Consider the following 22,350-nt stretch of genomic DNA (forward strand, 5'->3'; position numbering starts at 1 on the left):
TCGCACAGCTGTCGTCGCACACACCCCCGGCGGTCACTCTCCCCCACCGCCGCGACGACACGGCCACCGCTCTGCACAAGGCTTCGGAGCCGCACGAAATTCCCGGTCGGAGCCCTGGAGCGCCGTCTCCGGACCCCACGGACGATCCGACGGGACCGTCGCCCGACGACGGCGCGATAACGATCGTGCAAGTTTCAATAACTACCGCCGGTAAGGCCTTGCTGACAGTGGCTGAAAAAGGGCTCAATGTCCTTCCTCATCGGCAAAAAGGATCTGCGAGCGGATGAACGGCACGATCGACGGCTTCAGCTATGGGCTCGTCACACCGGTGGCGGCCTTCGTCATGGCCTGCGTGGGATCGGCACTCGGACTGCGTTGCGTGGTCCGCACGATCCACCACGAGCCCGGCTGGCGGACGGGCTGGCTCGCACTCGGAGCGGCTTCGCTCGGCTGCGGGATCTGGACGATGCACTTCATCGCCATGACCGGCTTCTCCGTACAGCAGACATCCATCACCTACGACATACCTCTCACCGTCCTCAGCCTGGTCGTGGCGATCGTCGTGGTCTCGGCGGGCGTCTTCATCGTCGGCAGCCGAGGCGCCACGCGGGCCTCCCTCGCGGTGGGCGGCAGCATCACCGGTATCGGCGTCGCGACCATGCACTACCTCGGCATGTTCGCCATGCAGCTCAACGGCGACCTCCGGTACGACACGGTCACCGTGGCGCTGTCCCTGGTCGTCGCCCTGGTGGCGGCCACAGCGGCACTGTGGGCCGCCGTCTCCGTCCAGGGGTTCCTGCGTTCTCTCGGAGCCAGCCTCGTCATGGGACTGGCGGTCACCGGCATGCACTACACCGGCATGGCCGCGGTGAGCGTCCACCTGCACAACACGTCCTCGCAGGTCGCGAACGGGCAGTCCGGCGCCTCGCTCCTGCTGCCCATGCTGATCGGCCCGGTCATCTTCCTGATCCTCGCCGGGGCGATCGTCATGTTCGACCCGGTCCTGATCCTCGGCCAGGGCGAGTGGAACAAGTCCGCCCGCGGCCGTTCCGGGCCCACGGGCGGCAACGGCCCCGGCTCCCCCGCCGTCACCGAACCCGAGGACCTCTTCGCCTCGTACGACGGCCGTCGACCGGGCGGCCGGTAGCGAGCGCCCCACGGCCGGTCACCCCAGCCCCCGGTGCACCGGCTTCGCTCCGCCTCCCCCGGCCCGGCCACCCGCCCACCGTGCGGCTCCGGGACCGCGGACGACCCTGGGCGCGACGATCTTGGGGCTAGGGTGCGCGCCGTGACCTCACTGGCGCTGCGCGGCACGACGATCCGCTACGACGACTCCGGCCCGGCCGACGGGCTCCCCGTGCTGCTGATCCACGGGCACCCCTTCAACCGGGCCCTGTGGGCACCCCAGGCGACCGCCCTCGTGGCCGCCGGACACCGGGTCGTCACCCCGGACCTGCGCGGCTACGGCGACAGCGGGGTCGAAGAGGGGTCCGTGCACCTCGACGCGTTCGCCGACGACCTCGTCGGGCTGCTCGACCATCTCGGCATCGACCGGGCCGTGGTCGGCGGGGTGTCGATGGGCGGACAGATCGCCATGGAGATGCAACGGAGCCACGCCGGGCGCGTGCGCGCCCTCGTCCTGTCGGACACCTCTGCGCCGGCCGAGACGGACGAGGGGAAGGCCGTCCGCAACCGGATGGCGGACCGGCTCCTGGCCGAGGGGATGGACGGCTACGCCGTCGAGGTCATCGGCAGGATGCTCGCCGCGTACAACGTCACCGCGATGCCCGACGTGGCCGCTCGCGTGCTCGCCATGATGCGTTCCACGGATCCCCGGGGTGCCGCGGCGGCTCTGCGCGGCCGGGCCGAGCGTCCCGACTACCGCGCCACGCTCGCCGCCGTCCGGTCCCCGGTCCTGATCGTCGTCGGGGCCGACGACGTGTTCACACCGGTCGCCGACGCCGAGGCCCTCCACGCCCTGGTCCCGCACGCGGTGCTGACCGTGATCGACGGCGCCGGCCACCTGCCCGGCGCGGAGCAGCCCGACCTGTTCAACGGCGCCCTGCTGGACTTCCTGACGACACGGGTGGCCACCGCCGGTTGAGCGCCAGGGCCGAGGCGGCAGTGGCCGCGTCCCCCGGGAAGCGGCCGCTGCCGGAGGAACAAGCCCGGCTCAGGGGGCGTGCGCGTACGTGCGCAGACGGTCGAAGTGGGCGGTGGCGCCGCCGTGTCGAGGCGAGGCGGGAACGTCGTTCCGGCGGACGACACGCTCCGGCCCGAGATGTCAGGGCGTCCGCATGGGGATCTGGAACCACATGGTCTTGCCGGTGGCGGTGCGCGTGCTGCCCCAGGATTCGGCGAGGAGGTCGAGCAGTTCCGTGCCCCGGCCGCTTTCCGCGTCGGCGTCGACGACGCGGCGCACGGGGCCGGTGGGGTCGGTGTCCTCCACCTCGCACCGCAGGTGCGGGCCACGTCCGCACAGGTTCAGCCGCAGCGGGCCGCGCGTGTGCCGCAGAGCGTTGGTGACGAGTTCACTGACCAGGAGTTCGGCGGTGTCGGTGAGCTCTTCCAGCTTCCAGTCGTCCAGCTGCGCCGTGACCAGGCGGCGGGCCCGGCCGGCCGACGTCAGTTCGCGCGGCAGGGGCCAGGAGGCGTCCCAGGCGGTGGCGCAGCCGCGCGGGGCGTCGAGCGGGCGCAGCGGTTCGAGGGTGCGGGACCAGAGAGCCTGGTTCCGGGTGATCCACGAGCTCGGCCGCACCTTCGCGGGCCTGTCCGGATCCTGTGCGGGGACCCCTCCGCTCTCGCCGACCGTCTCCTGGGATCGGAGACGGGAGAACCGGCCGAAGCGTCCGCGACGGGAGACCGTCGCGGGGCCGATGGCCCAGGGGGCCATGAGAATCAGTCCCTTCTGAACTGCTGGCTGCCGCGGCCACCCGGGCCGCGGAGATCCACCGCCGGCGGAGCCGGGATGAAGCGGGGGACGCCTGTGCGTGGGCTGTGCCACGACTACGGATATACATGTAGCGCCCGCTACGGTAAATATTCGTATCAACAGTATTTAACCAGACATACGGAAGCTGTCAGGTCCTTCGCTCCAGATCTCCGGGACACCCGATGCCGCGCCCTCCTGACCAGGCAAAACGGCGAGACCTCCTGGACCGGGTCCGGGATCACCTGGTCCGCAACGGTCTGGCCGGTCTCTCCCTGCGCCCCCTCGCCCGGGCCCTGGGCACCAGTGACCGCATGCTGCTCTACTACTTCGGGACGAAGGAGCGCATGGTCGCCGAGGCCCTGGCACTCGACGAGCGACGGCCCCTCCGGCAGGCCCGGGAGCTGCTCGCGGACGCGGGCTCTCCCGGGGACCCGGGGAGGGTCCGCCGCTTCATGGAGGAGATCTGGCAGCGCTTCGGCAGGCCCGATCTGCGCGGCACACTCCCCCTGTACGTGGAGATCATGGCCGCCAGCGTGCTCCACTCCGACCGGTACGGCCTCGTGCTGCGCGACGTGCTGGCCGAGTGGACCGCGCTGCTCGCCTCCGCCTTCCGGGACCTCGGCATGGCCGAGGAACGGGCACGAGCGGAGGCCGACCTCCTGGTCGACGCGTGTCTCGGCCTGCTCGTCGCGCCGCTGGGCGACGGTGACTGGGCCCGGGCCGACGCGGCTTTCCACACCCTCCTGGACCGGCTCGAACCCGCGTGGCGCATGCCCTGACGGCAACGCGCACGCCCACGCCCGGCGGGCGTGGGCGGTCTCCCCGGCCGGATTCACCGTCCTCACCGGCGAAGACACGGCCTGCGGGTCCGGCGACGTCACATCTTGGTGCCGAAGTCCTGCGTCCACCACGGGCCGCCCGCGCCCTTGTGCACGCCGACGCCGATGTTCTTGAACGAGCAGTTCAGGATGTTCGCCCGGTGACCGGGGCTGTTCATCCAGGAGTCCATCACCGATGCCGGGGTCTGCTGGCCCCGGGCGATGTTCTCGCCGTACGTGGACCAGCGGTAGCCCGCGGCGGTGATGCGCTGGCCGGGGTCCTCGCCGTCGGGGTTGCTGTGGTCGAAGAAGTCACGGGCCGCCATGTCCTCGGAGTGGTCCAGCGCCGCCTCCTCCAGGTCCGCGTTCTCGGTGAGCGGACCGCAGCCGGCGGCGGCGCGTTCCTTGTTCACCAGCGCGACCACCTGGGCCACGGTGCCCGACGGGGCCGCCTGGGCCCTCGGAGTGGCGGAGGCTCGGCGGGTCGGCGGTGCCGCGGACGGGGAGGCGGGCACGCTCGGCACCGCGTGCCGGGTGGTCCTGGACGGCTTCGGCTCGGCCGACTTCGATGCGGAGGGCGACGGCGAAGCGGACGGGGAAGTCGAGGGCGAGGCCGAGATGCCGTCGGCGCCCGGCGCCGAGAGGTCCATGACGGGGTCGCCCGCGGTACGCGCGGCGGTCGCTCCCTCGTTCGGGGTCCCGGAGTCGATCGCGAAGTACCAGAGGCCCCCGCCCGCCACGCACGCGGCGACGACGGCGCCGCCGACCGCCCGGCGCCTCACCCGACGGCGCCGGCGCGCCTCCAGACGCGACGCCGATCCACCGCCGCGAGGGGCCCGGTGCCCCGCGCCGCCGGCGTGCGAGCCGCGGTCGCCTCCGACGTCCCCCAGACGTGAAGCCGATCCGGCGGCGACCATCCCGTCCGGGCCGGGCCACAGCGCCGCGAGCAGTCCGGGGGAGGCCGCGATCAGGGCCAGGCCGGCCAGCAGTCCCTCGGCGGGCATCAGCCCGTTCCACAGTCCCGAGCAGCGGACGCAGCCACGCGCGTGCCGGGCTATTCGCTTGCGCCACAGCGCCGAGGGCCGGCCGTTCCAGGAGCCGAGCAGCCCGTTCAGTTCCGCACAGGGCGGCTGCGCGTCGAGGGCCCGTACGACCACCCGAGCCGTCTCCAGCTGCGCCTTCATGCGCTGCACCTGGACCGCCGCGTGCTGCGGGGACAGCTCCAGTGCCTCGGCGACCTCGGCGCGGGTCAGTTCCCCGGCGCACTCCAGCCACCACAGGGAGAGCACCGCACGGTCGTCGGGCTCCAGCCAGCGCGTGGCGAGCGCGGTCTCCTGGCGCTGGCCGGACAACTGCAGCTGCCACATGGTGAGGTCCACGAAGTCGGCGCCCGGGTCCGCGAGGTGTTCCGCCTCCTCGACACCGCCGGGGGCGAGCTGCCGGTCCTGCCAGTGGGCGCGCACCTGGTTCATCGCGATCGCCACGAGCCAGGAACGGAAGTTCTCCGGAGAGCGCAGCCCGTCGAGGCCGTCCAGGGCGCGGAGCATGGTGTTCTGCACGACGTCGTCCACGTCGACCGAGCCGTTCAGGGCGCGTCCCACGACGTTGTAGACCAGGGGGAGATAAGCGCCGACCAGGGCGTCCTGGGCCTGCGAGTCGCCCGCTCGGGCGGCAGTGACCAGTGCCGCCGTGTCCACCCCGTGCTGTCTCCTCATGAAAACTTCCCTGTCCTCGACTCCGAACGATGCTGCCGTCACATGGGAGACCGCCCCCAGAGCCCCGGATAACACTTCTTCGGGGACTCGTTCCGGCAGACACTCGCCGCCTCGGCCCACCGCCCGCAATGGAGAAGGTCACATCCGGCCGCCTCGTCGAGAAAGGGCGGGTGGGTATGGCGTCCTTGCCCGGATTGCACCACGGTCCGGCGCCGCTCGGCGCCCGCTGGGCCGCCGTTCGGCGCACACGGCACCCGGCCGTCCGGACCACCGTTCGCGTCCGCGGGCCGGAGTCCGCCGGAGGGCGCGGCCCGGACGGACGGCCGAGGTCGCGTGCCCGATCAGGGCCCGGGAGGCGCCGGGTCCGCCGCTGGTAAAATGGGGTCACGCTTCGACGTCGCCGGGGCCCGTACCCAGGGGTACGGGCCCCGGAGTGTTTCGGGCGTCGGACTGAGGAAGGTTCCCCATGAACGCGAAGCCTCCGGCTTCTGGACGGCACCGCACCGGCGACCGTCGGCCGGTGACAGCACCGCAGAGCGAGGTCGCGACGCCGCACGCGGTCTCCCCCGGTCTGCCGCCGGTCACGTCCTTCGACGAGCTCGGACTGCCGCCGGAGCTGCTGACGACGCTGACCGGCCTCGGGGTGACGGAGCCGTTCCCGGTCCAGGCGGCGACGCTGCCGAACGCGCTCGCCGGCCGGGACGTGCTCGGCCGGGCCCGCACCGGTTCCGGCAAGACGCTGGCGTTCGGGCTGGCCCTGCTCGCCCGGACGGCGGGACGGCGGGCGGAGCCCAAGCAGCCGCTTGCACTGGTGCTGGTGCCGACGCGGGAACTCGCCCAGCAGGTGGACGACGCCCTCGCACCGTACGCGCAGGCGCTGGACCTGCGGCTGACGACCGTGGTCGGCGGGCTCTCCATCAACCGGCAGACAGCGGCGCTGCGCACCGGCGTCGAGGTGCTCATCGCGACTCCGGGCCGCCTCACGGACCTGATCTCACGCCGTGACTGTTACCTCAACCAGGTGCGGATCGCGGTGCTGGACGAGGCCGACCAGATGTGCGACCTGGGGTTCCTGCCACAGGTGTCGAAGATCCTGGAGCAGGTGCACCCCGACGGGCAGCGCCTGCTGTTCTCGGCCACCCTCGACCGCAACGTCGACCAGCTCGTCCGCGAGCACCTGCACGACCCCGTTCTCGCCTCCGTCGACAGGATGGCCGCCTCGGTCACCACGATGGAACACCACGTGCTGAACATCCACGGCGCCGACAAGTACGCGACGGCGACCGAGATCGCCGCACGGGACGGCCGGGTGCTGATGTTCCTGGACACCAAGGCCGGTGTGGACCAGTTCACCCGTCACCTCCGGGCGAGCGGCATCAGGGCCTCCGCCCTGCACAGCGGCAAGTCGCAGCCGCAACGCACCCACACGCTCGGCCAGTTCAAAGACGGTGAGATCACCGTCCTGGTCGCCACGAACGTCGCGGCACGGGGCATCCACATCGACGACCTGGACCTCGTGGTCAACGTCGACCCGCCGGCCGACGCCAAGGACTACCTGCACCGGGGCGGGCGCACCGCGCGGGCCGGCGAGTCCGGACGAGTGGTCACCCTGGTCACGCAGAACCAGCGACGCGACGTGAACCGGATGATGTCCGAAGCCGGGATCAGGCCGACCGTCACCCAGGTCCGGTCGGGAGAGTCGGCGCTGTCCGAGATCACCGGCGCCAAGCGCCCGCCGACCCCGCCGAAGGCCACCGGCAACGCGGCGTTCCGCGGCATGGGCACCCGCCCGGGGCGCCCGGCGAAGGAGACCCGCAAGGCAGCCGACGCCCGGAAGGCGGCGGAGGCCCGCGCGGCGGCCCGGGTGCGCAAGAGCCGCTGACCCGCGTCCCGCTGCCGCCACGGAAGGCGCAGCGCGTCGTCGGGCAGGATCCCTGCGCCCGCGGCGGAGTTCTCCGCCGGCGCCGCCCGCTTCGCGCTGCACTAGCCGCCGTCGTGGAGCGGGGTGAAGAGCGGAACCGCGGGAGGGAGCGTCCCCTTCCCGGTGGGTCCGAGCTGTTCGCAGATCCGTGCGGCGGCGCCGGGGACGAAGGGCGCGAGTTCGTCGGCCAGCAGACGGCACGCCGCCACCAGCGCGGCGAGGACGTCGTCCAGGCGCCCGCCCGCCGCGCGGTCTCCGCGCCCCTCGGCGCGCGCCAGTTCCCACGGGCGAATGGTGTCGACGCAGCGGTTCGCGGCTTCCACGATCTCCCACACGGCGCCCAGGGCCCGACGGAAGTCGTAGTCCTCCAGGGCGGCGTCGACCCGGCCGGGGGCTCTTCGGCACACGCCGGCCAGCGGCTCCACCCCGGGTTCGACACCACTGGGAGGGGGGACCGTCCCGGCACGGTACCGGTGGACCATGGTCACGACACGGTGGACGAGATTGCCCAGCCCGCCCGCGAAGTCCGCGTCGGCGCGGGCGGTCAGTCGTTCCGGGGTGAAGTCGGCGTCCCCGACCCGGGGCACGTCCCGCAGCAGCCACCAGCGCACGGCGTCGGTGCCGTACGCGTCGGTGAGCGCGACCGGGTCGACGGTGTCCGGACCGGACTTGCTGATCTTGCGGCCGCCGACCGTGAGGTAGTCGTGGACCAGGACGTCCGTGGGCAGCGGCAGTCCGGCCGACAGCAGGATCGCCGGCCAGTACACGGCGTGGAAGCGCACGACACCCTTGCCCGCCAGGTGCACACGCCGTCCGTCTCCCGCCCACCACCGCCCGTACGCAGCCTCGTCGGTGCCGTAGCCGAGGCTGGTGACGTAGTTGCCGAGGGCGTCCCACCAGACGTAGACCACCTGGCCGGGGTCGTCGGGCACGGGGATGCCCCAGCCGCGGGCGCGGGACTGCGACCGGGAGACGGAGAAGTCGTGCAGGCCGCTCTCGATCAGGGCGAGGACCTCGTTGCGACGGACGGCGGGTTCGACGCGCAACACCCCGTCCCTGATCAGCTGGTGAAGTCGGTCGGCGTGGCGCGACAGACGGAAGAACCAGTTCTCCTCGGCGACGCGTCGGGGCTCGGTGCCGTGCTCGGCGCAGCGGCCCCCGACCAGTTCACCTGCGGTGTAGAACTGCTCGCAGCCGACGCAGTACAGGCCCTCGTACTCCTTGCGGTAGAGGTCGCCCGCGGCGGCGCAGCGGCGCCACAGCCGTTCCACGCCGACCCGGTGGCGGGGGTCGCTGCTGGTCCGGATGAAGTCGTCCAGCGAGAGGTCGAGCGGGGCGCGCAGGGCGGCGAACGCGTCGGCGTTGCGGTCGACCAGCACCCGCACGTCGATGCCCTCCGCCTCGGCGGCGAGGACGTTCTTGAGGGAGTTGTCGTCGGTGCCGCTGAGGAGGCGGACCTCGCTCCCTCTGCGGCGCCAGTGGCGGGCCAGCGTGTCCGCCTGGACGAGTTCCAGGGCGAAGCCCAGGTGCGGGCGGGAGTTGACGTACGGGATGGTCGTCGTGACGTAGTGGCGTGATGCGGTCATCGGTCCTCCTACCGGGGTGGGGCCGATCCGCAGCGCATGTCGGGGCCCCGTCCCGGGGCCTCGGAATGCGGTACGCGTCCGTGCTCAGCAGCCCCGTGTGCGGGGCATCATCCGGTGCTGGGGCGAAGGCGTGATCATGACGGCGATGCTAGCAACGGGGGTTCGGCGGGGGCACGCGGTTTTCCGGCTCCCGGCCGGACGTGCCGGGAAACCGGGTGCCCGGCACGTCCGCGGACCGGCCGCGCTGTCGACGCACGGGGACCCGTCGGCGGGGCTCCTCGGCGCCCGTGGCGCCGTGTCGGCCCCGGCCGCCCCGGCACGAGCGACGCTCCGCGATCGCCGTCGTCATGAGGAGACCTCCTCCGTCCGTCGATTATTTGCGGTCCTCTGTATCAATCTTGCGCACGTTCATAGACTTCCTTTGCCGTCGCTTCTAGCCTTCTTGCGTCCGCTCACCCCACGAGCCCTGAGGACGCACGCCTGTGAATTCATCCCCCAATGGCAGACCCCTGCGCCGAGGACTGGCGGCCACCGTGTCGCTCGCGCTCGCCGCGGCCGGCACGGTCGTGGCCGTGGCACTCGCTCCCGACGCCGTCGCGGCGGGAGTGCCGGCTCCTTCCCCGGTCGGCATATCCGGCCGCGGCGCAACCGTCCCGTTCAAGGAACAGGAGGCCGAATACGCCGCCACCAACGGCACCCTCATCGGACCGGACCGGCTCTACGGTCACCTCCCCTCGGAGGCGTCGGGCCGGCAGGCGGTGACGCTGGACGCGACGGGTGAGTACGTCGAGTTCACGCTGACCGCCCCCGCCAACGCGATGTCGTTCCGCTACTCGCTGCCCGACAACTCCGCGGGCACCGGCCGCGACGCGAGCCTCGACCTGAAGGTCAACGGCACGCAGCTCAAGAGCATCCCGGTGACCTCGAAGTACAGCTGGTACTACGGCGGATATCCGTTCAACAACAACCCGGGCGACACCAACCCCCATCACTTCTACGACGAGACCCGCACCCTCCTCGGCTCGACGCTGCCGGCCGGGACCAAGGTGCGCCTCCAGGTGTCGTCCACCAGCGACTCACCGACGTTCACCATCGACCTCGCCGACTTCGAGCAGGTGGGCGCACCCATCGCCAAGCCGTCCGGAGCGCTGGACGTCGTCGGCGACTTCGGCGCCGACCCGACCGGCGCCGCCGACTCGACCGCCAAGATCCAGGCGGCCGTGGACGCGGGCAAGGCGCAGGGCAAGACCGTCTACATCCCCCAGGGCACCTTCCAGGTACGCGACCACATCGTCGTCGATCAGGTGACGCTGGCCGGCGCGGGTCCCTGGTACAGCGTCCTGACCGGCCGTGACCCGGTGAACCGGTCGAAGGCCGTGGGCGTCTACGGCAAGTACGCCAACCAGGGCGGCAGCAAGAACGTCACCCTCAAGGACTTCGCCATCCTCGGGGACATCCGCGAGCGCGTCGACGACGACCAGGTGAACGCCATCGGCGGCGCGCTGTCCAACTCCACGGTCGACAACGTGTGGATGCAGCACACCAAGTGCGGGGCCTGGATGGACGGCCCGATGGACAACTTCACCATCAAGAACAGCCGCATCCTGGACCAGACCGCGGACGGCGTGAACTTCCACATGGGGGTCACCAACTCCACGGTCACCAACACGTTCGTACGGAACACGGGTGACGACGGCCTGGCGATGTGGGCCGAGAGCGTCCCCAACGTCAAGAACAAGTTCACCTTCAACACGGTGATCCTGCCGATCCTCGCCAACAACATCGTCACGTACGGCGGCAAGGACATCACCATCTCCGACAACGTGATGGCGGACACCATCACCAACGGCGGCGGACTGCACGTCGCCAACCGCTATCCCGGCGTCAACTCCGGCCAGGGAACAGCCGTCTCGGGTACCACCACGGCCGCCCGCAACACCCTGATCCGGACCGGCAACAACGACTACAACTGGCAGTTCGGTGTCGGCGCGGTCTGGTTCAGCGGGCTCAACGAAGCGCTGGACGCGACGATCAACATCACCGACAGCGAGATCCTCGACAGCTCCTACGCCGCCATCATGAACATCGAGGGTGCGACGAAGGGCCTGCACTTCGAGAACGTCCGGATCGACGGGGCGGGCACCTACGCGCTGCAGATCCAGGCGACGGGCACGGCCTCCTTCACCAACGTCACGGCCACGCACATCGCCCAGTCCAACCCGATCCACAACTGCGTCGGTCCCGGCTTCGTGATCACGCGCGGCGCCGGCAACAGCGGCTGGTACGCGGACCCGCCGGCCTGCACCGGCAACTGGCCCGCACCGCAGTGGACGAACGGCGGGGTACCGGGCGGAGGCACCACTCCGCCGACCGACCCGCCCACCGATCCTCCGACGGACCCGCCGACCGACCCGCCCACGGACCCGACCGTCAACCTCGCCAAGAACCGGCCGGTCACCGAGACGAGTCACACCGACGTCTACCCCGCCTCCAAGGCCGTGGACGGCAACGCGGACACCTACTGGGAGAGCGCCAACAACGCCTTCCCGCAGTCCGTCACCGTCGACCTCGGCGCCGCCAAGGCCGTCAAGCGCGTCGTGCTCAAACTGCCCCCGGCGACCGCCTGGGCCACGCGCACCCAGACCCTGAGCGTGCTCGGCAGTACCGACAACTCCACGTTCGGCACGCTGAAGTCGTCTGCGGGATACACGTTCAACCCGTCGAGCGGCAACGCCGTGACCATCAACCTGACCGGCACTCCGACCCGCTACCTCCGGGTGACCTTCACCGGCAACACCGGCTGGCCGGCGGGACAACTGTCCGAACTGGAGGCCTACACCGGCTGACCGTCCCCGTTCCGCCCATCGATTCCTGGCGGCCCCGCACCGGACCTGACCCGGAGCAGGGTCGCCAGGCCATGTCCCGGGGGCGGTCAGCGCCGGCGCAACGCCGGGTCGAGCAGGGCCGGCGGGGTGTCGAACTTCTCGTGCGCCGCGAGGTCGGTCCCCGGGGCCACGATCGCGTCGATCGCGTCCAGCACGTCGGCGGAGAGCACGGTGTCCGCGGCGGCGAGTTGCGCGTGCAGGTGGTCCGTCGTGCGGGGGCCGACGAGCGCACTCGTCACGGCGGGATGCGCGGTGACGAAGCCCAGCGCCAGCTGGATCAGGGTCAGTCCCGCCTCGTCGGCGACGGCCGCGAGCTGTTCTACGGCGTCGAGGCGGGCCCGGTTGGAGGGGACCGAGAGGTCGAAGCGCTGCGGCATGGCCGCGGAGCGGCTGGTGGTGATCTCCCGGCCCGCGCGGACCGCCCCCGACAGCCAGCCCGAGGCCAGCGGACTCCAGACCAGGACGCCGAGACCGTACTCCTCGGTGACGGGCAGGACGTGGGCCTCGACGCCGCGTTGCAGGATCGAGTAACTGGGCTGCTCGGTGACGTACCGGCCGAGCCGGTGTTCACGGGCGGCCCACTGCGCCTGGACGACGCGGTGCGCGGGGAAGGTGGAGGAGCCGAAGTACCTGATCTTTCCGGCACGTTGCAGATCGGTCAGGGCCGACAGCGTCTCCTCGTCGGAGGTCTCCGGGTCCCACCGGTGGATCTGGTAGAGGTCGACGTGGTCGACGCCGAGCCGGCGCAGACTGTTGTCCAGCTCGGTGACCAGCCAACGGCGTGAACTGCCGCGGCGGTTGGGATCGTCTCCCATGGGCAGGCCGGCCTTCGTGGCGAGCACGATGTCGTCCCGGCGCCCGGCGATGGCTTTGCCGACCATCTCCTCCGACTCCCCGTCGCCGTACATGTCGGCCGTGTCGACGAGGTTGATCCCGCCCTCCAGGGCGGCGTCGACGACGGCGGTGGCCTCGTCCTGCGTGGTGCGCCCGATGCGGCCGAAGTTCATCGCGCCGAGCGCGAGCGAGCTGACCTGCACGCCGGTACGGCCCAAGGTGCGGTACTGCATGACCTGACTCCTCGATCGCTGTGAAGCATGTGTCACTGCGTGGCTTGGTCGACGGGCCCCCGGTCTGCCATCATGAGCAAGCGGAACCCCGTCCCGTTTGACGATACGGAACAGCGTCCCGCTTAGCAACCTCGATCCGGAACGGTGTCCCGTTCCGGTGGTCCGCAGTGAAAAGCAGTGAAGGGAACGGCCCGGATGAACGACAGCGACGAGAGCGCGGGGCGAGCGCCCCGGGCCAAGCGCGCCGACGCCCGGCGGAATCAGGAGTCCCTCCTCGACGCGGCGGCGGCGATCTTCGCGGAGTCCGGCGTGGAGGCGCCCGTACGCGATGTCGCCGCGCGGGCCGGTGTCGGGACGGCCACCATCTACCGGCACTTCCCTACCCGGGCGGACCTCATCATCGCCGTCTACCGCCACCAGGTCGAGGCGTGCGCCGAGGCCGGTCCGGCCCTTCTGGCCGCCGGGCCGTCCCCCTACGCGGCGCTCACCCGGTGGATCGACCTCTTCGTCGACTTCCTCGTCACCAAGCACGGCCTCGCGGCGGTTCTCCAGCCCGACAACACGGCCTTCGACGGGCTGCACACCTATTTCCTCGACCGACTCCTGCCCGTGTGCACCCGGCTCCTCGACGCGGCCGCCGACTCCGGCGAGATCCGCCCGGACCTGAAGGCCTACGAGCTGATGCGCGGCGTCGGGAACCTGTGCATCGGCGCGGACAACGACCCGCGCTACGACGCGCGACGCCTGGTCACCCTCCTGATCGCGGGCCTGCGCCGGGGCGACTGAGCGGGCTCGCCCGGAGCGCCGGAGGTCCCGCACCGGCCGTGGCCCCCGCCGCCCGGCCGTTCCCACCGTCGGGACGGGCCCGGCACCCCTGTCTAGCCAGGTCGCGGTGACGGCTCCAGGAGCGTGGCCGCGAGCAGGGCCGTGAGCCAGCCCTCGTAGGCGCCGGCGGGCCAGCCGCGCTCCGCGGTGAGCCGCGTGAAGGGTCCCGGTCCTGTCAGGGTCCAGACGGAGTCCGCGAGGCGGGCACGGTCGGCGCCCGAGCGCACGACACCGGCCTCCGCGAGGTGGGTGACGAAAGCGGTGACACCGGTCAGACGTTCGCGCTCGGCAGCCTCCAGGACCTCACCGACCGCGGGTCCCGCCTGCGCGAGCAGCACGGACAACGCGGCGAGCCGTTCATGGACCCCGCGGACGAACGCCGCGTAGAGCCGGAGCTTGACGTGCGGGTCGCTCGTCGCCCAGACCTCCTGCAGCTGGGGGCGCTCGGCCATGGCCCGAGGATCGTCGTCGCCGGCCAGAGTGATGTCCCAGAGCGCCTTGACCAGGCCGGGCTTGCCGCCGAACGCCTTGTACACGGTCTCCACGGAGACGCCCGCGCGGTCCGCGACGGCACGAACCGTCGTCGCCTGATAGCCGTCACGGAACAACAGCTCCCGGCAGGCCGAGAGCACGTCGGCCTGCTTCTGGCGCGCCGCGTCGCGGCGGCGCCCGGCGTCGTAGGCCCGGCGCGGTGGGTCACTGGTCATCGGTGCGCATCCCTCCTGATTCCGTTACAGTCGACTGTATCGAAATAGTTGGGCCGCACGCCACCGGAGGACCGCATGCCCCGTCCCACCGCCCGGCAGGTCGCACCGGGCGTCCACCGGCTCGGCGACCACGTCGTCAACTTCTACGTGGTCGAGGAGCCCGGCGGCCTCGTCCTCGTCGACGCGGGGCTCCCCGCACACCTGGGACAGCTGCGTGACCATCTGGCGCTCACGGGCCACTCCCCCGCCGAGATCCGAGCCGTCCTCCTGACGCACGGGCACCCGGACCACACGGGTCTCGCCCGGACCGTCCAGCAGGGCGGCGCCGACGTCTGGGTGCACGAGAAGGACGCGGCCGTCCTGCGCGACGGGCCGCGCAGCGCGCTGCGCCACGCCAGGCCCGAGCGATCGGCCCTCCCGTACCTGCTGCGCAGGCCCGGCGCACTCGCGACCCCCGTGCATCTGGCCCGCACGGGCGCCTTCACCGCTCCCGCCGTCCCCGACCCGCGCGCCTTCGACGCCGACCGGCGCCTGGAGGAGGTGCCCGGCGCTCCTCTCGCGGTCGCCCTGCCGGGGCACACTCCGGGCAGCGCCGGGTACTTCTTCCCGGAGCGCGGCCTGCTCTTCACGGGCGACGCCCTGGTCACCCACGACGGGCTGACCGGCCACATCGGACCCACCCTGGTCTGCCGCGGCTTCACCCACGACAGCCGCGCCGCGCTCGCAGCCCTCGACCGTATCGACGAGCTGGGGGCGACGGTCATGCTGCCCGGGCACGGCGACCCCTTCTCCGGCGACCTCCGCACGGTCACCGCGCGGGCGCGACAGGCCGGCATCCGCTGAACGCCGACCCGGACGAGGCCCCGCGACGGCGTGGAAGTCGTCGCAGGGCCCCTCGCGCGGGTAAGGGATCGGGCGTCAGCCGTGGGAGACGGTCAGACCGTAGAAGCCCACGCGCGCGCCCTTCGTCGTGCTGTCGGAGGACGACTGGTTGTAGGAGCCCGCCTTGAAGTACTGCTTGTACGGGAAGAACGACGACGGTATCGGGTAGTGCGTCGTGCTGCCGTTGACGGTCAGGTCGATGGTGTTCCCCCCGGACACGGCGATGGTGTAGGTCCACGTCTTGCCGACGGACACGTGCCCCACCGTGTGGGTCGTCTGGCCGCCCGAGGGGGAGTTCTCGGTGCCGACGACGATGTCGCCGCTGGAGCGGTAGTAGAGCTCTACCAGCGGCTTCGTGGACGAGCCGCCCGAGCCGAGGTGGATCTGGCCGACGCACACGTTGGACGTCACCGACACCACCCGCAGGGTCGCGCTCAGCCGGTGACTGCCGCCGAGCGACCAGTCCGCCGCACCGCCGCTGCGGTTCATCTCCCGCAGCTCGGAGCGCGCGTAGTTGGAGTTGGGTGTGGTGACGCCCTTCTCCGGCGCCCAGAACGTCATCGCTCCGTCGCGGGTGTCGGTGTAGAAGTGCGAGTCCTGGAAGCCGTTCGCTCCCTGCAGCCGGGACGACGAGATCGTCGTCGGTGAGCCCGGCGATCCCACCGGCTCCTGCAACTGCCAGACGGACAGGTCGAAGTTGCCGCCGGGCGCGACCTTGGGGTCGGCCGCGCCCGCGTCGGCCGTGCCGAGCACGGTCACCGCGGTGACGACACCGGCGACGGTCATCGCCGCGAGGATCCTGGAACGAGACATGTTGACGTCCTTCGTCGATCGTCGGGAACTGAGGGCGGTGCGGTGGATCGGCCCACCGGGGCGGCCCGTCCTGACCGGGTCCGCCGAAAGGGAGCGCCCGACATCCCACAGCGGCACCGCCACGGCAAGTCCGCGACGCGCGGCGGACGTTCGAGTACGTGGCTGCCTCTTCAAGATGACGATCACGGCCTTTCGTCTGGTCGTGCCGAGCAGACGGTGGGGGGAGGCATTGTTCAGGTAGGTGAACTTCAAGTTCACCTGTGAACTACGCGTGTCGCGACGGTAAAGGTCTGAACCACAGCCGTCAAGAGGTCGCGTCGGTGTGGCCCCCGCGGAGAAACCACCGGCACCGCCTTCGCGCCGGACATGCAACGGCCCGCGGACGAAGGGGTGTTGTGCGGGGCGGGCCACGGCCCGGGAGAAGCGCCGGACATGCACGCGCGGCGCAGGGCACACGGCAGCGCCGCGCGCCGCGCCTCCTCGGTGTCCCGTCCGCAGCTGGATCTCGGTAGCCTGGATCGCGTGTACACGACGCGAATGACGGGGCGCGTGAACGCCCCCCGAGCTGCTGTCTACCGGGCCCTGCTGGACGGGGACGCGGTCGCGCGGTGGCGGGTGCCGCACGACATGCGCACCGAGGTGCACACCTTCGACGCCCGTGAGGGCGGCGCGTTCCGGGTGTCACTCACCTACGAAGCGCCGGACGCCACCGGCAAATCGGCGGGGCGCACCGACACGTATCACGGCCGCTTCGCTCAACTCGTGCCCGACGAACGGGTGGTGGAGGTGCTCGAGTTCGAGACGGCGGATCCCGCGCTGCGCGGCGAGATGGTCGTCACCACACAGCTCAGCGAGGTCGACGGCGGCACCGAGGTCGTCATCGTGCACGAAGGAGTGCCCGACGCGGTTCCGGCCGCGGACAACGAGACCGGAACGCGTATGGCGCTGGACAACCTGGCGCGGCTGGTCGAGTCCGGGTACTGAGCGACCGGGTCACGGACGCGTGAGCACCGCCAGTTGCCGGGTGGCCCGGGTCATCGCGACGTAGCGGTCGACGGCCCCCTCGACGCCCTCGCCGAACGCGTCCGGGTCGACGAGGACGACCAGGTCGAACTCAAGGCCCTTCGACAGCTCGGGAGTGAGCGAGCGGACGCGGGCCGTCGGCCGGAACCCGGGGTCGCCGATGACGCAGGCGACGCCCTCGTCGTGCGCGGCCAGCCACGCGTCGAGGATCGCGTCCCTCTCACCGACGGATCCGTGGACGACGGGGATGCCGCTGCGGCGTACGGAGGTCGGCACGTTGGCGTCCGGGAGCACCGCGCGGACGACCGGCTCGGCCTCCGCCATCACCTCCTCCGGCGTGCGGTAGTTGATGTTCAGGGACGCCACCTCGACCCGGTCGAGCCCGATCCGTTCGAGGCGTTCCCGCCACGACTCGGTGAAGCCGTGCCTGGCCTGCGCCCGGTCGCCGACGACGGTGAAGCTCCGCGAGGGACAGCGGAGCAGCAGCATCTGCCATTCGGCGTCGGTGAGTTCCTGGGCCTCGTCCACGACGACGTGCGCGAACGGGCCGGCGAGCGGGGACGGGTCGGTGCCGGGCAACGCCGCCTCGTCGATGAGGGACTCCTGGAGGTCCCGTCCGCGCAGCATTCCCATCGCCCCCTCGCTCTCGTCGATCACGACGTTCTGGAGCAGGCTGTCGACGACGTCGGCCCGGCGCGCGCGCTCGGCGGCGACGGAGGCCGCGTGCCGCTGTCTGCGGGCCGACGCCTCGGGGTCGCCGAGCCGTTGACGTGCGGCGTCCAGGAGCGGCAGGTCGGAGGTCGTCCAGGCGTGCGCGTCCGCGCGCTGCAGCTTGCGTACGTCGTCGGGGCCGAGCCGGGGCGCGCACATCCGCAGGTAGGCGGGCACGGACCAGAGGTCCCCGACGAGGTCGGCGGGTTCGATGATCGGCCAGGCCCGGTGGAGGGTTCCCACCAGTTCCTCGTCGTGGCGCAGGGCCCTGCCGAACAGGTCGGGCGCGATGTCGTCGTCGTGCTTGTCCAGCAGGATCGCGAGCAGTTCATCCCAGATCTGGTCCCGCGCCTCGTTGTGCGGAACCCCGGGACCGGGTGCTTCGAACGCCTCGGCCCAGTCGTCGGCGCTCAGCCTGACGTCGGCCCAGGGAGTGGAGACCGTCATGCCCCGGGTGGGTGGTGTCTCGTAGAACCGGGCGGCCCGCTCGATCGCCTTCACCATGTCGGAGGAGGACTTCAGGAGGGCGACGTCGGGGTCGGTCTCGGCCGTTGCGGAGGCGCCCTCGGGCACCAGGTCGCGCAGGGTGCAGATCTGCACGCCCTCCTCGCCGAGGCTCGGGAGGACGTCGGCGACGTAGGCCAGGTAGGGCTGGTGCGGGCCGACGAACAGGACACCGCCACGACGATGCCGGCCGAGCCGCGGGTCCGCGTAGAGGAGGTAGGCCGACCGGTGCAGCGCGACGACGGTCTTTCCCGTGCCGGGGCCGCCGTCGACGACGAGCGCGCCGCGTGATCCGGCGCGGATGACGGCGTCCTGGTCCGCCTGGATGGTCGCGAGCACGTCCCGCATCCGGTCCGACCGGTTGGCGCCGAGGCTCGCGATGAAGGCGGACTGGTCGTCGAGCGCCGCGTGCCGGTCCAGGCCGTCGGCGGCGAACACCTCGTCCCAGTAGTCGCTGATCCGGCCGTGCGTCCAGCGGTACCGGCGACGGCTCGTCAGCCCCATCGGGTTGGCGTGGGTGGCCGCGAAGAACGGCTCCGCGGCCGGTGAGCGCCAGTCGGTGAGCAGGCGGCGACCCGTGCTGTCGGTGAGGCCGAGGCGTCCGATGTACAGGGGTTCGGTGCCGTCGGCGCCGACGGTGTGGCCGAGGCACAGGTCGATGCCGAAGCGACGCAGGGCACGGAGCCGGCCGGTCAGCCGGTGGATCTCGGCATCGCGTTCCATCGCCTCCCGGCCGATGCCGCCGGGTTCCCTGCGCAGGGCGCCGAGACGGTCGGAGAGTTCCTGGACGGTCTGTTCGAGGGTGTCGGCGACGGCCGCGAAGTGCCGCTCGTCGGCGGCGATCAGCGCCGGTTCGGCCTTGGGGGCGAGGTGCCCGGGCAGGGCGAACGCGCTGGTGGTCATCGGTGTCATCACGTCAGCTCCGTTCCTGGGCGACCGCGCCCGCTCCGTACGGCCGCACGCGCGGCGACACCGGGCTCGCGCCCGCGCCGCGCGGCCGTGCCCACGGTGCGCCTCCCGTCCCGACTGCGGCGCCGTCGCGCCACCCCTCCACCACCACACGCGAACGCACCGAGCGAGTCTCCCGTTTCCGCAGGTCCCTGGGCTTGCCGGGAGATTCTGCGGCACCGAGGGGGCCTTGCCGCAAGCCCCCCTGTGCGCTATAAGTTGAAAGTGGCAAGAGGTGTGGTGTCCCTCTTCACCCCTCCCCCTCGTCGTCCGTCCACCTCAGGTGTGCGACCCGGACCTCGCTCATCCCCGATGGACGAACTGACGCTCGCGCCAAGGCTGTTGGGGCGCCGCGCTGGAGCGGTCACGACCGACGAGACCGAGCAGGAAACCGGCCGGGATGGTGATGAGCCCCGGTGTCTGGAGCGGGAACCAATGCAGGTCGTGGTCGGGGAAGACCGCGGTCGGTATGCCCGAGACGGCGGGCGAACCCGTCAGCAGCAGCACGATCAACGGCAGCGTGCCGTAGACCGTCCAGCGCACCCCGGTGGCCGTGTGGCCCGGCAGGAACAGCGCGTACAGGAGGACCGGCGCCAGCACCGAGGCCGCGACGGTGAACGACAGCGAGATGAGCGTGAGCCTGCCCCGGTCGGCGAGGACGGCGGAGAGCACCACCGCCGCCGCGCCCACCAGGACGATGGCCACCCGCGCCCGCCGGATCTCCCTGGCCTGCGAACCGGCCCCGGCCCCGTGCGCCGGCCGGTTCCGGAAGTCACGGGCGAGGCTGGAGGCGGCGGCCAGGGTGATGCCCGCGACGGCCGCGAGCGTGGTCGCGAAGACGGCGCAGGCGACGATCGCGAAGAGCATGCTGTGCCGGACGACGCCGTCGGCCGGGTCGAGCGCCCCCGTCACCGTGAGCAGGGCCGTCGAGCCTCCCGGGTCGGCCGCCCGCAGCGCGTCCCCGCCGATCAGGGCGCAGGCCCCCAGTCCGGCGACGACGACTCCGGCGCAGACCACCGCGACGGGGCCCACGGCCCAGCCGAAGGCCCGCCGGGCGGTGCGGGCGTCGCGCAGCGGGTGGAGGCGCATGGTGATGTGCGGCAGACAGGCGGCGCCGACCAGCAGGGTCGCCTGGAAGCTGATCAGGTCGAGGCGCCCGGCGAGGGACGGCCCGAAGTGGCGCCCGGGCCGCGCGTAGGCGGCGCCCGCTCCGGAGTGCTTCCTCGCGGCGTCGAACAGGGCCGTCGGTGACCAGCCGAACCGGGCGAGGACGATTCCGGCCACCAGCACGACGGCGGTCAGGGTCACGCCGACCTTGAGGATCTGTACGTAGCCGGTCCCGCGCATCCCGCCGAACGCGGCGTAACAGACCATGAGGGCGCCGCCGGCCACCGTGCATCCGGTGAGCGCTCCGTCGGGGAGGCCGAACATGGCCGCCATGATGTGCCCGGCGGTGCCGAGCTGCACCAGGAGCAGCGGGGTGAGGACGACGAGGGTCGCCACGCCGAGGGCGCGCCGTGCCGAGGGATCACCGAGCCGGTCGGCGAGGAAGTCCCCGAGTGTGAACACCCCGCTCCGGCGCAGGGGTTCGCCCAGAATGCGCAGGACCAGACAGAGCGACACGACGGTGGCGCCGGCGAAGAGCATGCCGTCGGCGCCGTCGAGGGCGACCGCGCCGGTGGTGCTGAGCAGGGTGGCGGCCGAGATGTAGTCACCGGCGATGGCGAGGCCGCCGCCGACCGGTCCGAAGGCCGCGCTGCCGCCCGCGTAGAAGTGCTCGGGGTCGTCCAGGTCGGCCGCCGCGAGCCCGCACAGCAGGAGGGAGACGGCGACGAAGCCCAGGAAGACCACGACGGCCAGCGACTGCCCGTCGCCCCCGCTCACGGTCTGCGCTCCCGTCCCGAGAGGACGTCCTGCACAGGACACGCGTCCGCCGAAGGCGTCGGAAGTGATGATCGGGATGCGGGAGACATGCCGGGCATGGCATCAGCCGTCCGCCGTCGCGTACAGGGGGCGGAGTGTTCGCAATGCCGTCGCACAGCGGAAGCGGCGCGGCGCTGTGCGACGGCACAGCGTCACGCGTCCCCGATCGCGTGACGCCCGCAGAAGTCCCAGAACCCCTGGGGTTCCCAGCTGCCCTGGGGGTCCTACCGGGTTCTACCGGGTCCTAGGGAAGGATCGAGTCGACGTAGCCGCCGTCGACCCGGACCGCGCCCCCCGTGGTGGCGGACGCCTGCTCCGAGCTGAGGTAGACCACGAGGTTCGCGATCTCCTCGGGTTCGATCAGCCGTTGCAGCAGGGACTGGGGGCGGTGCTCGCGCATGAACGTGCGCTGCGCCTCGTCCCAGGGCAGGTCCCGGTCCACCAGTTGGTAGACGAAGTCCTCGACGCCGCCCGTATGGGTCGGTCCCGCGATGACGGAGTTGACGGTGACGCCCGTGCCCGCCGCCTCCTTGGCGAATCCCCTGCTCACCGCCAGCAGAGCCGTCTTGGACATGCCGTAGTGGATCATCTCGGCCGGAATGACGACCGCCGAGTCGCTGGCGATGTACTGCACCCGGCCGAAGCCCCGGTCCATCATGCCCGGCAGGTACATGCGGGTGAGGCGCACGGCGGCGAGGACGTTGATCTCGAAGTAGCGCCGCCATTCCGCGTCGCTGATCTCCAGAGCCGGCTTGGCGCCGAAGATGCCGAGGTTGTTGACCAGGATGTCCACCTCGGGCAGGACCTCCTGGGCCCGGGCGGCTCCCTCCTCCGTGCCGAGGTCGGCGGCCACGGCGACGAGGTCGGCCCGAGGTGCTTCCTTCCGTGCCTGCGCGACCGCTTCCTCCACCCGGCCGGGGTCGCGCCCGTTGATCCCGACGCGGGCACCGGCCCGCGCGAGTCCCAGGGCGATGGCCGCACCGATCCCCTGCGTCGAGCCGGTGACGAGCGCGGTCCGTCCTTCGAGATTCAGCTCCATCAGATCACCACTTCGTCGACTGCCTGCCGGTCGGGATCCTGCTCGTGACGC

At 71.8% G+C, this 22,350-nt stretch carries 17 protein-coding genes; 8 read left to right on the forward strand and 9 right to left on the reverse strand.

Going from position 1 to position 22,350, the window contains the following annotated elements:
* The first annotated feature begins 283 nt into the window (after positions 1–283).
* Positions 284–1,147, forward strand: coding sequence for an MHYT domain-containing protein (locus tag B0675_RS28385; protein ID WP_081222452.1), 864 nt, complete (start codon positions 284–286; stop codon positions 1,145–1,147).
* A 141-nt stretch (positions 1,148–1,288) separates the two neighbouring features.
* On the forward strand, positions 1,289–2,104 hold the full coding sequence (locus B0675_RS28390) for an alpha/beta fold hydrolase (protein WP_081222453.1): 816 nt from the start codon (positions 1,289–1,291) through the stop codon (positions 2,102–2,104).
* 180 nt (positions 2,105–2,284) lie between these two features.
* Here the strand turns inward: B0675_RS28390 and B0675_RS28395 are convergent, their stop codons facing one another.
* Positions 2,285–2,893, reverse strand: coding sequence for an ATP-binding protein (locus B0675_RS28395; RefSeq protein ID WP_241540044.1), 609 nt, complete (start codon positions 2,891–2,893; stop codon positions 2,285–2,287).
* A 221-nt stretch (positions 2,894–3,114) separates the two neighbouring features.
* Between B0675_RS28395 and B0675_RS28400 the strand changes: the two genes are divergently transcribed.
* A complete protein-coding gene (locus B0675_RS28400) occupies positions 3,115–3,711 on the forward strand; it encodes a TetR/AcrR family transcriptional regulator (protein WP_081222454.1) in 597 nt (198 codons plus the stop codon).
* 98 nt (positions 3,712–3,809) lie between these two features.
* Here the strand turns inward: B0675_RS28400 and B0675_RS28405 are convergent, their stop codons facing one another.
* The gene (locus B0675_RS28405; RefSeq protein ID WP_081222455.1) at positions 3,810–5,465 is read right to left on the reverse strand and encodes a sigma-70 family RNA polymerase sigma factor; all 1,656 of its coding nucleotides are present in this window, start codon (positions 5,463–5,465) and stop codon (positions 3,810–3,812) included.
* 466 nt (positions 5,466–5,931) lie between these two features.
* Between B0675_RS28405 and B0675_RS28410 the strand changes: the two genes are divergently transcribed.
* Positions 5,932–7,347, forward strand: coding sequence for a DEAD/DEAH box helicase (locus tag B0675_RS28410; protein ID WP_081222456.1), 1,416 nt, complete (start codon positions 5,932–5,934; stop codon positions 7,345–7,347).
* Positions 7,348–7,448: 101 nt separating this feature from the next.
* Here B0675_RS28410 and metG read toward each other — a convergent pair whose 3' ends face one another.
* Positions 7,449–8,972, reverse strand: a complete 1,524-nt coding sequence (gene metG, locus B0675_RS28415) for a methionine--tRNA ligase (protein ID WP_081222457.1) — start codon at positions 8,970–8,972, stop codon at positions 7,449–7,451.
* 482 nt (positions 8,973–9,454) lie between these two features.
* On the opposite strand from metG, the gene B0675_RS28420 reads away from it, so the two are divergent.
* The gene (locus B0675_RS28420; RefSeq protein ID WP_081222458.1) at positions 9,455–11,818 is read left to right on the forward strand and encodes a discoidin domain-containing protein; all 2,364 of its coding nucleotides are present in this window, start codon (positions 9,455–9,457) and stop codon (positions 11,816–11,818) included.
* A gap of 86 nt (positions 11,819–11,904) precedes the next feature.
* Here the strand turns inward: B0675_RS28420 and B0675_RS28425 are convergent, their stop codons facing one another.
* The gene (locus tag B0675_RS28425; protein ID WP_081222459.1) at positions 11,905–12,924 is read right to left on the reverse strand and encodes an aldo/keto reductase; all 1,020 of its coding nucleotides are present in this window, start codon (positions 12,922–12,924) and stop codon (positions 11,905–11,907) included.
* A gap of 195 nt (positions 12,925–13,119) precedes the next feature.
* Between B0675_RS28425 and B0675_RS28430 the strand changes: the two genes are divergently transcribed.
* Complete coding sequence (locus B0675_RS28430; RefSeq protein WP_081222460.1) at positions 13,120–13,710, forward strand: TetR/AcrR family transcriptional regulator; 591 nt, start codon at positions 13,120–13,122, stop codon at positions 13,708–13,710.
* Between the two features lie 92 nt (positions 13,711–13,802).
* Here the strand turns inward: B0675_RS28430 and B0675_RS28435 are convergent, their stop codons facing one another.
* Positions 13,803–14,456 carry a TetR/AcrR family transcriptional regulator gene (locus B0675_RS28435; RefSeq protein WP_081222461.1) on the reverse strand — a complete coding sequence of 218 codons (654 nt, stop codon included), beginning with the start codon at positions 14,454–14,456 and terminating at the stop codon, positions 13,803–13,805.
* Positions 14,457–14,531: 75 nt separating this feature from the next.
* Here B0675_RS28435 and B0675_RS28440 point away from each other — a divergent pair, with 75 nt between their 5' ends.
* A complete protein-coding gene (locus tag B0675_RS28440; protein WP_081222462.1) occupies positions 14,532–15,299 on the forward strand; it encodes an MBL fold metallo-hydrolase in 768 nt (255 codons plus the stop codon).
* 75 nt (positions 15,300–15,374) lie between these two features.
* On the opposite strand, the gene B0675_RS28445 is transcribed toward B0675_RS28440, so the two are convergent.
* A complete protein-coding gene (locus tag B0675_RS28445; protein WP_081222463.1) occupies positions 15,375–16,151 on the reverse strand; it encodes a polysaccharide lyase family 7 protein in 777 nt (258 codons plus the stop codon).
* A 522-nt stretch (positions 16,152–16,673) separates the two neighbouring features.
* Between B0675_RS28445 and B0675_RS28450 the strand changes: the two genes are divergently transcribed.
* Positions 16,674–17,135, forward strand: coding sequence for an SRPBCC family protein (locus B0675_RS28450; RefSeq protein WP_081223939.1), 462 nt, complete (start codon positions 16,674–16,676; stop codon positions 17,133–17,135).
* A gap of 9 nt (positions 17,136–17,144) precedes the next feature.
* Here the strand turns inward: B0675_RS28450 and helR are convergent, their stop codons facing one another.
* The 3 genes from helR to B0675_RS28465 form a co-directional block, all read right to left on the reverse strand.
* Positions 17,145–19,301 carry an RNA polymerase recycling motor ATPase HelR gene (gene helR, locus B0675_RS28455; RefSeq protein ID WP_081222464.1) on the reverse strand — a complete coding sequence of 719 codons (2,157 nt, stop codon included), beginning with the start codon at positions 19,299–19,301 and terminating at the stop codon, positions 17,145–17,147.
* A 339-nt stretch (positions 19,302–19,640) separates the two neighbouring features.
* Positions 19,641–21,221: a cation acetate symporter gene (locus tag B0675_RS28460; RefSeq protein ID WP_081222465.1), complete on the reverse strand. Its 1,581-nt coding sequence runs from the start codon at positions 21,219–21,221 to the stop codon at positions 19,641–19,643.
* A 283-nt stretch (positions 21,222–21,504) separates the two neighbouring features.
* Complete coding sequence (locus B0675_RS28465; RefSeq protein WP_081222466.1) at positions 21,505–22,299, reverse strand: SDR family oxidoreductase; 795 nt, start codon at positions 22,297–22,299, stop codon at positions 21,505–21,507.
* Positions 22,300–22,350 lie beyond the last annotated feature (51 nt).

Origin of the sequence: Streptomyces sp. M41(2017), assembly GCF_002078175.1 — a bacterium.
Classification (GTDB): domain Bacteria; phylum Actinomycetota; class Actinomycetes; order Streptomycetales; family Streptomycetaceae; genus Streptomyces.

Coding starts and splice junctions, on each gene's coding strand:
- B0675_RS28385 (WP_081222452.1), top strand. CDS start 284: ATGAACGGCACGATCGACGGCTTCAGCTATGGGCTCGTCACACCGGTG.
- B0675_RS28395 (WP_241540044.1), bottom strand. CDS start 2,893: ATGGCCCCCTGGGCCATCGGCCCCGCGACGGTCTCCCGTCGCGGACGC.
- B0675_RS28400 (WP_081222454.1), top strand. CDS start 3,115: ATGCCGCGCCCTCCTGACCAGGCAAAACGGCGAGACCTCCTGGACCGG.
- B0675_RS28405 (WP_081222455.1), bottom strand. CDS start 5,465: ATGAGGAGACAGCACGGGGTGGACACGGCGGCACTGGTCACTGCCGCC.
- B0675_RS28410 (WP_081222456.1), top strand. CDS start 5,932: ATGAACGCGAAGCCTCCGGCTTCTGGACGGCACCGCACCGGCGACCGT.
- metG (WP_081222457.1), bottom strand. CDS start 8,972: ATGACCGCATCACGCCACTACGTCACGACGACCATCCCGTACGTCAAC.
- B0675_RS28425 (WP_081222459.1), bottom strand. CDS start 12,924: ATGCAGTACCGCACCTTGGGCCGTACCGGCGTGCAGGTCAGCTCGCTC.
- B0675_RS28430 (WP_081222460.1), top strand. CDS start 13,120: ATGAACGACAGCGACGAGAGCGCGGGGCGAGCGCCCCGGGCCAAGCGC.
- B0675_RS28435 (WP_081222461.1), bottom strand. CDS start 14,456: ATGACCAGTGACCCACCGCGCCGGGCCTACGACGCCGGGCGCCGCCGC.
- B0675_RS28440 (WP_081222462.1), top strand. CDS start 14,532: ATGCCCCGTCCCACCGCCCGGCAGGTCGCACCGGGCGTCCACCGGCTC.
- B0675_RS28445 (WP_081222463.1), bottom strand. CDS start 16,151: ATGTCTCGTTCCAGGATCCTCGCGGCGATGACCGTCGCCGGTGTCGTC.
- helR (WP_081222464.1), bottom strand. CDS start 19,301: ATGACACCGATGACCACCAGCGCGTTCGCCCTGCCCGGGCACCTCGCC.
- B0675_RS28465 (WP_081222466.1), bottom strand. CDS start 22,299: ATGGAGCTGAATCTCGAAGGACGGACCGCGCTCGTCACCGGCTCGACG.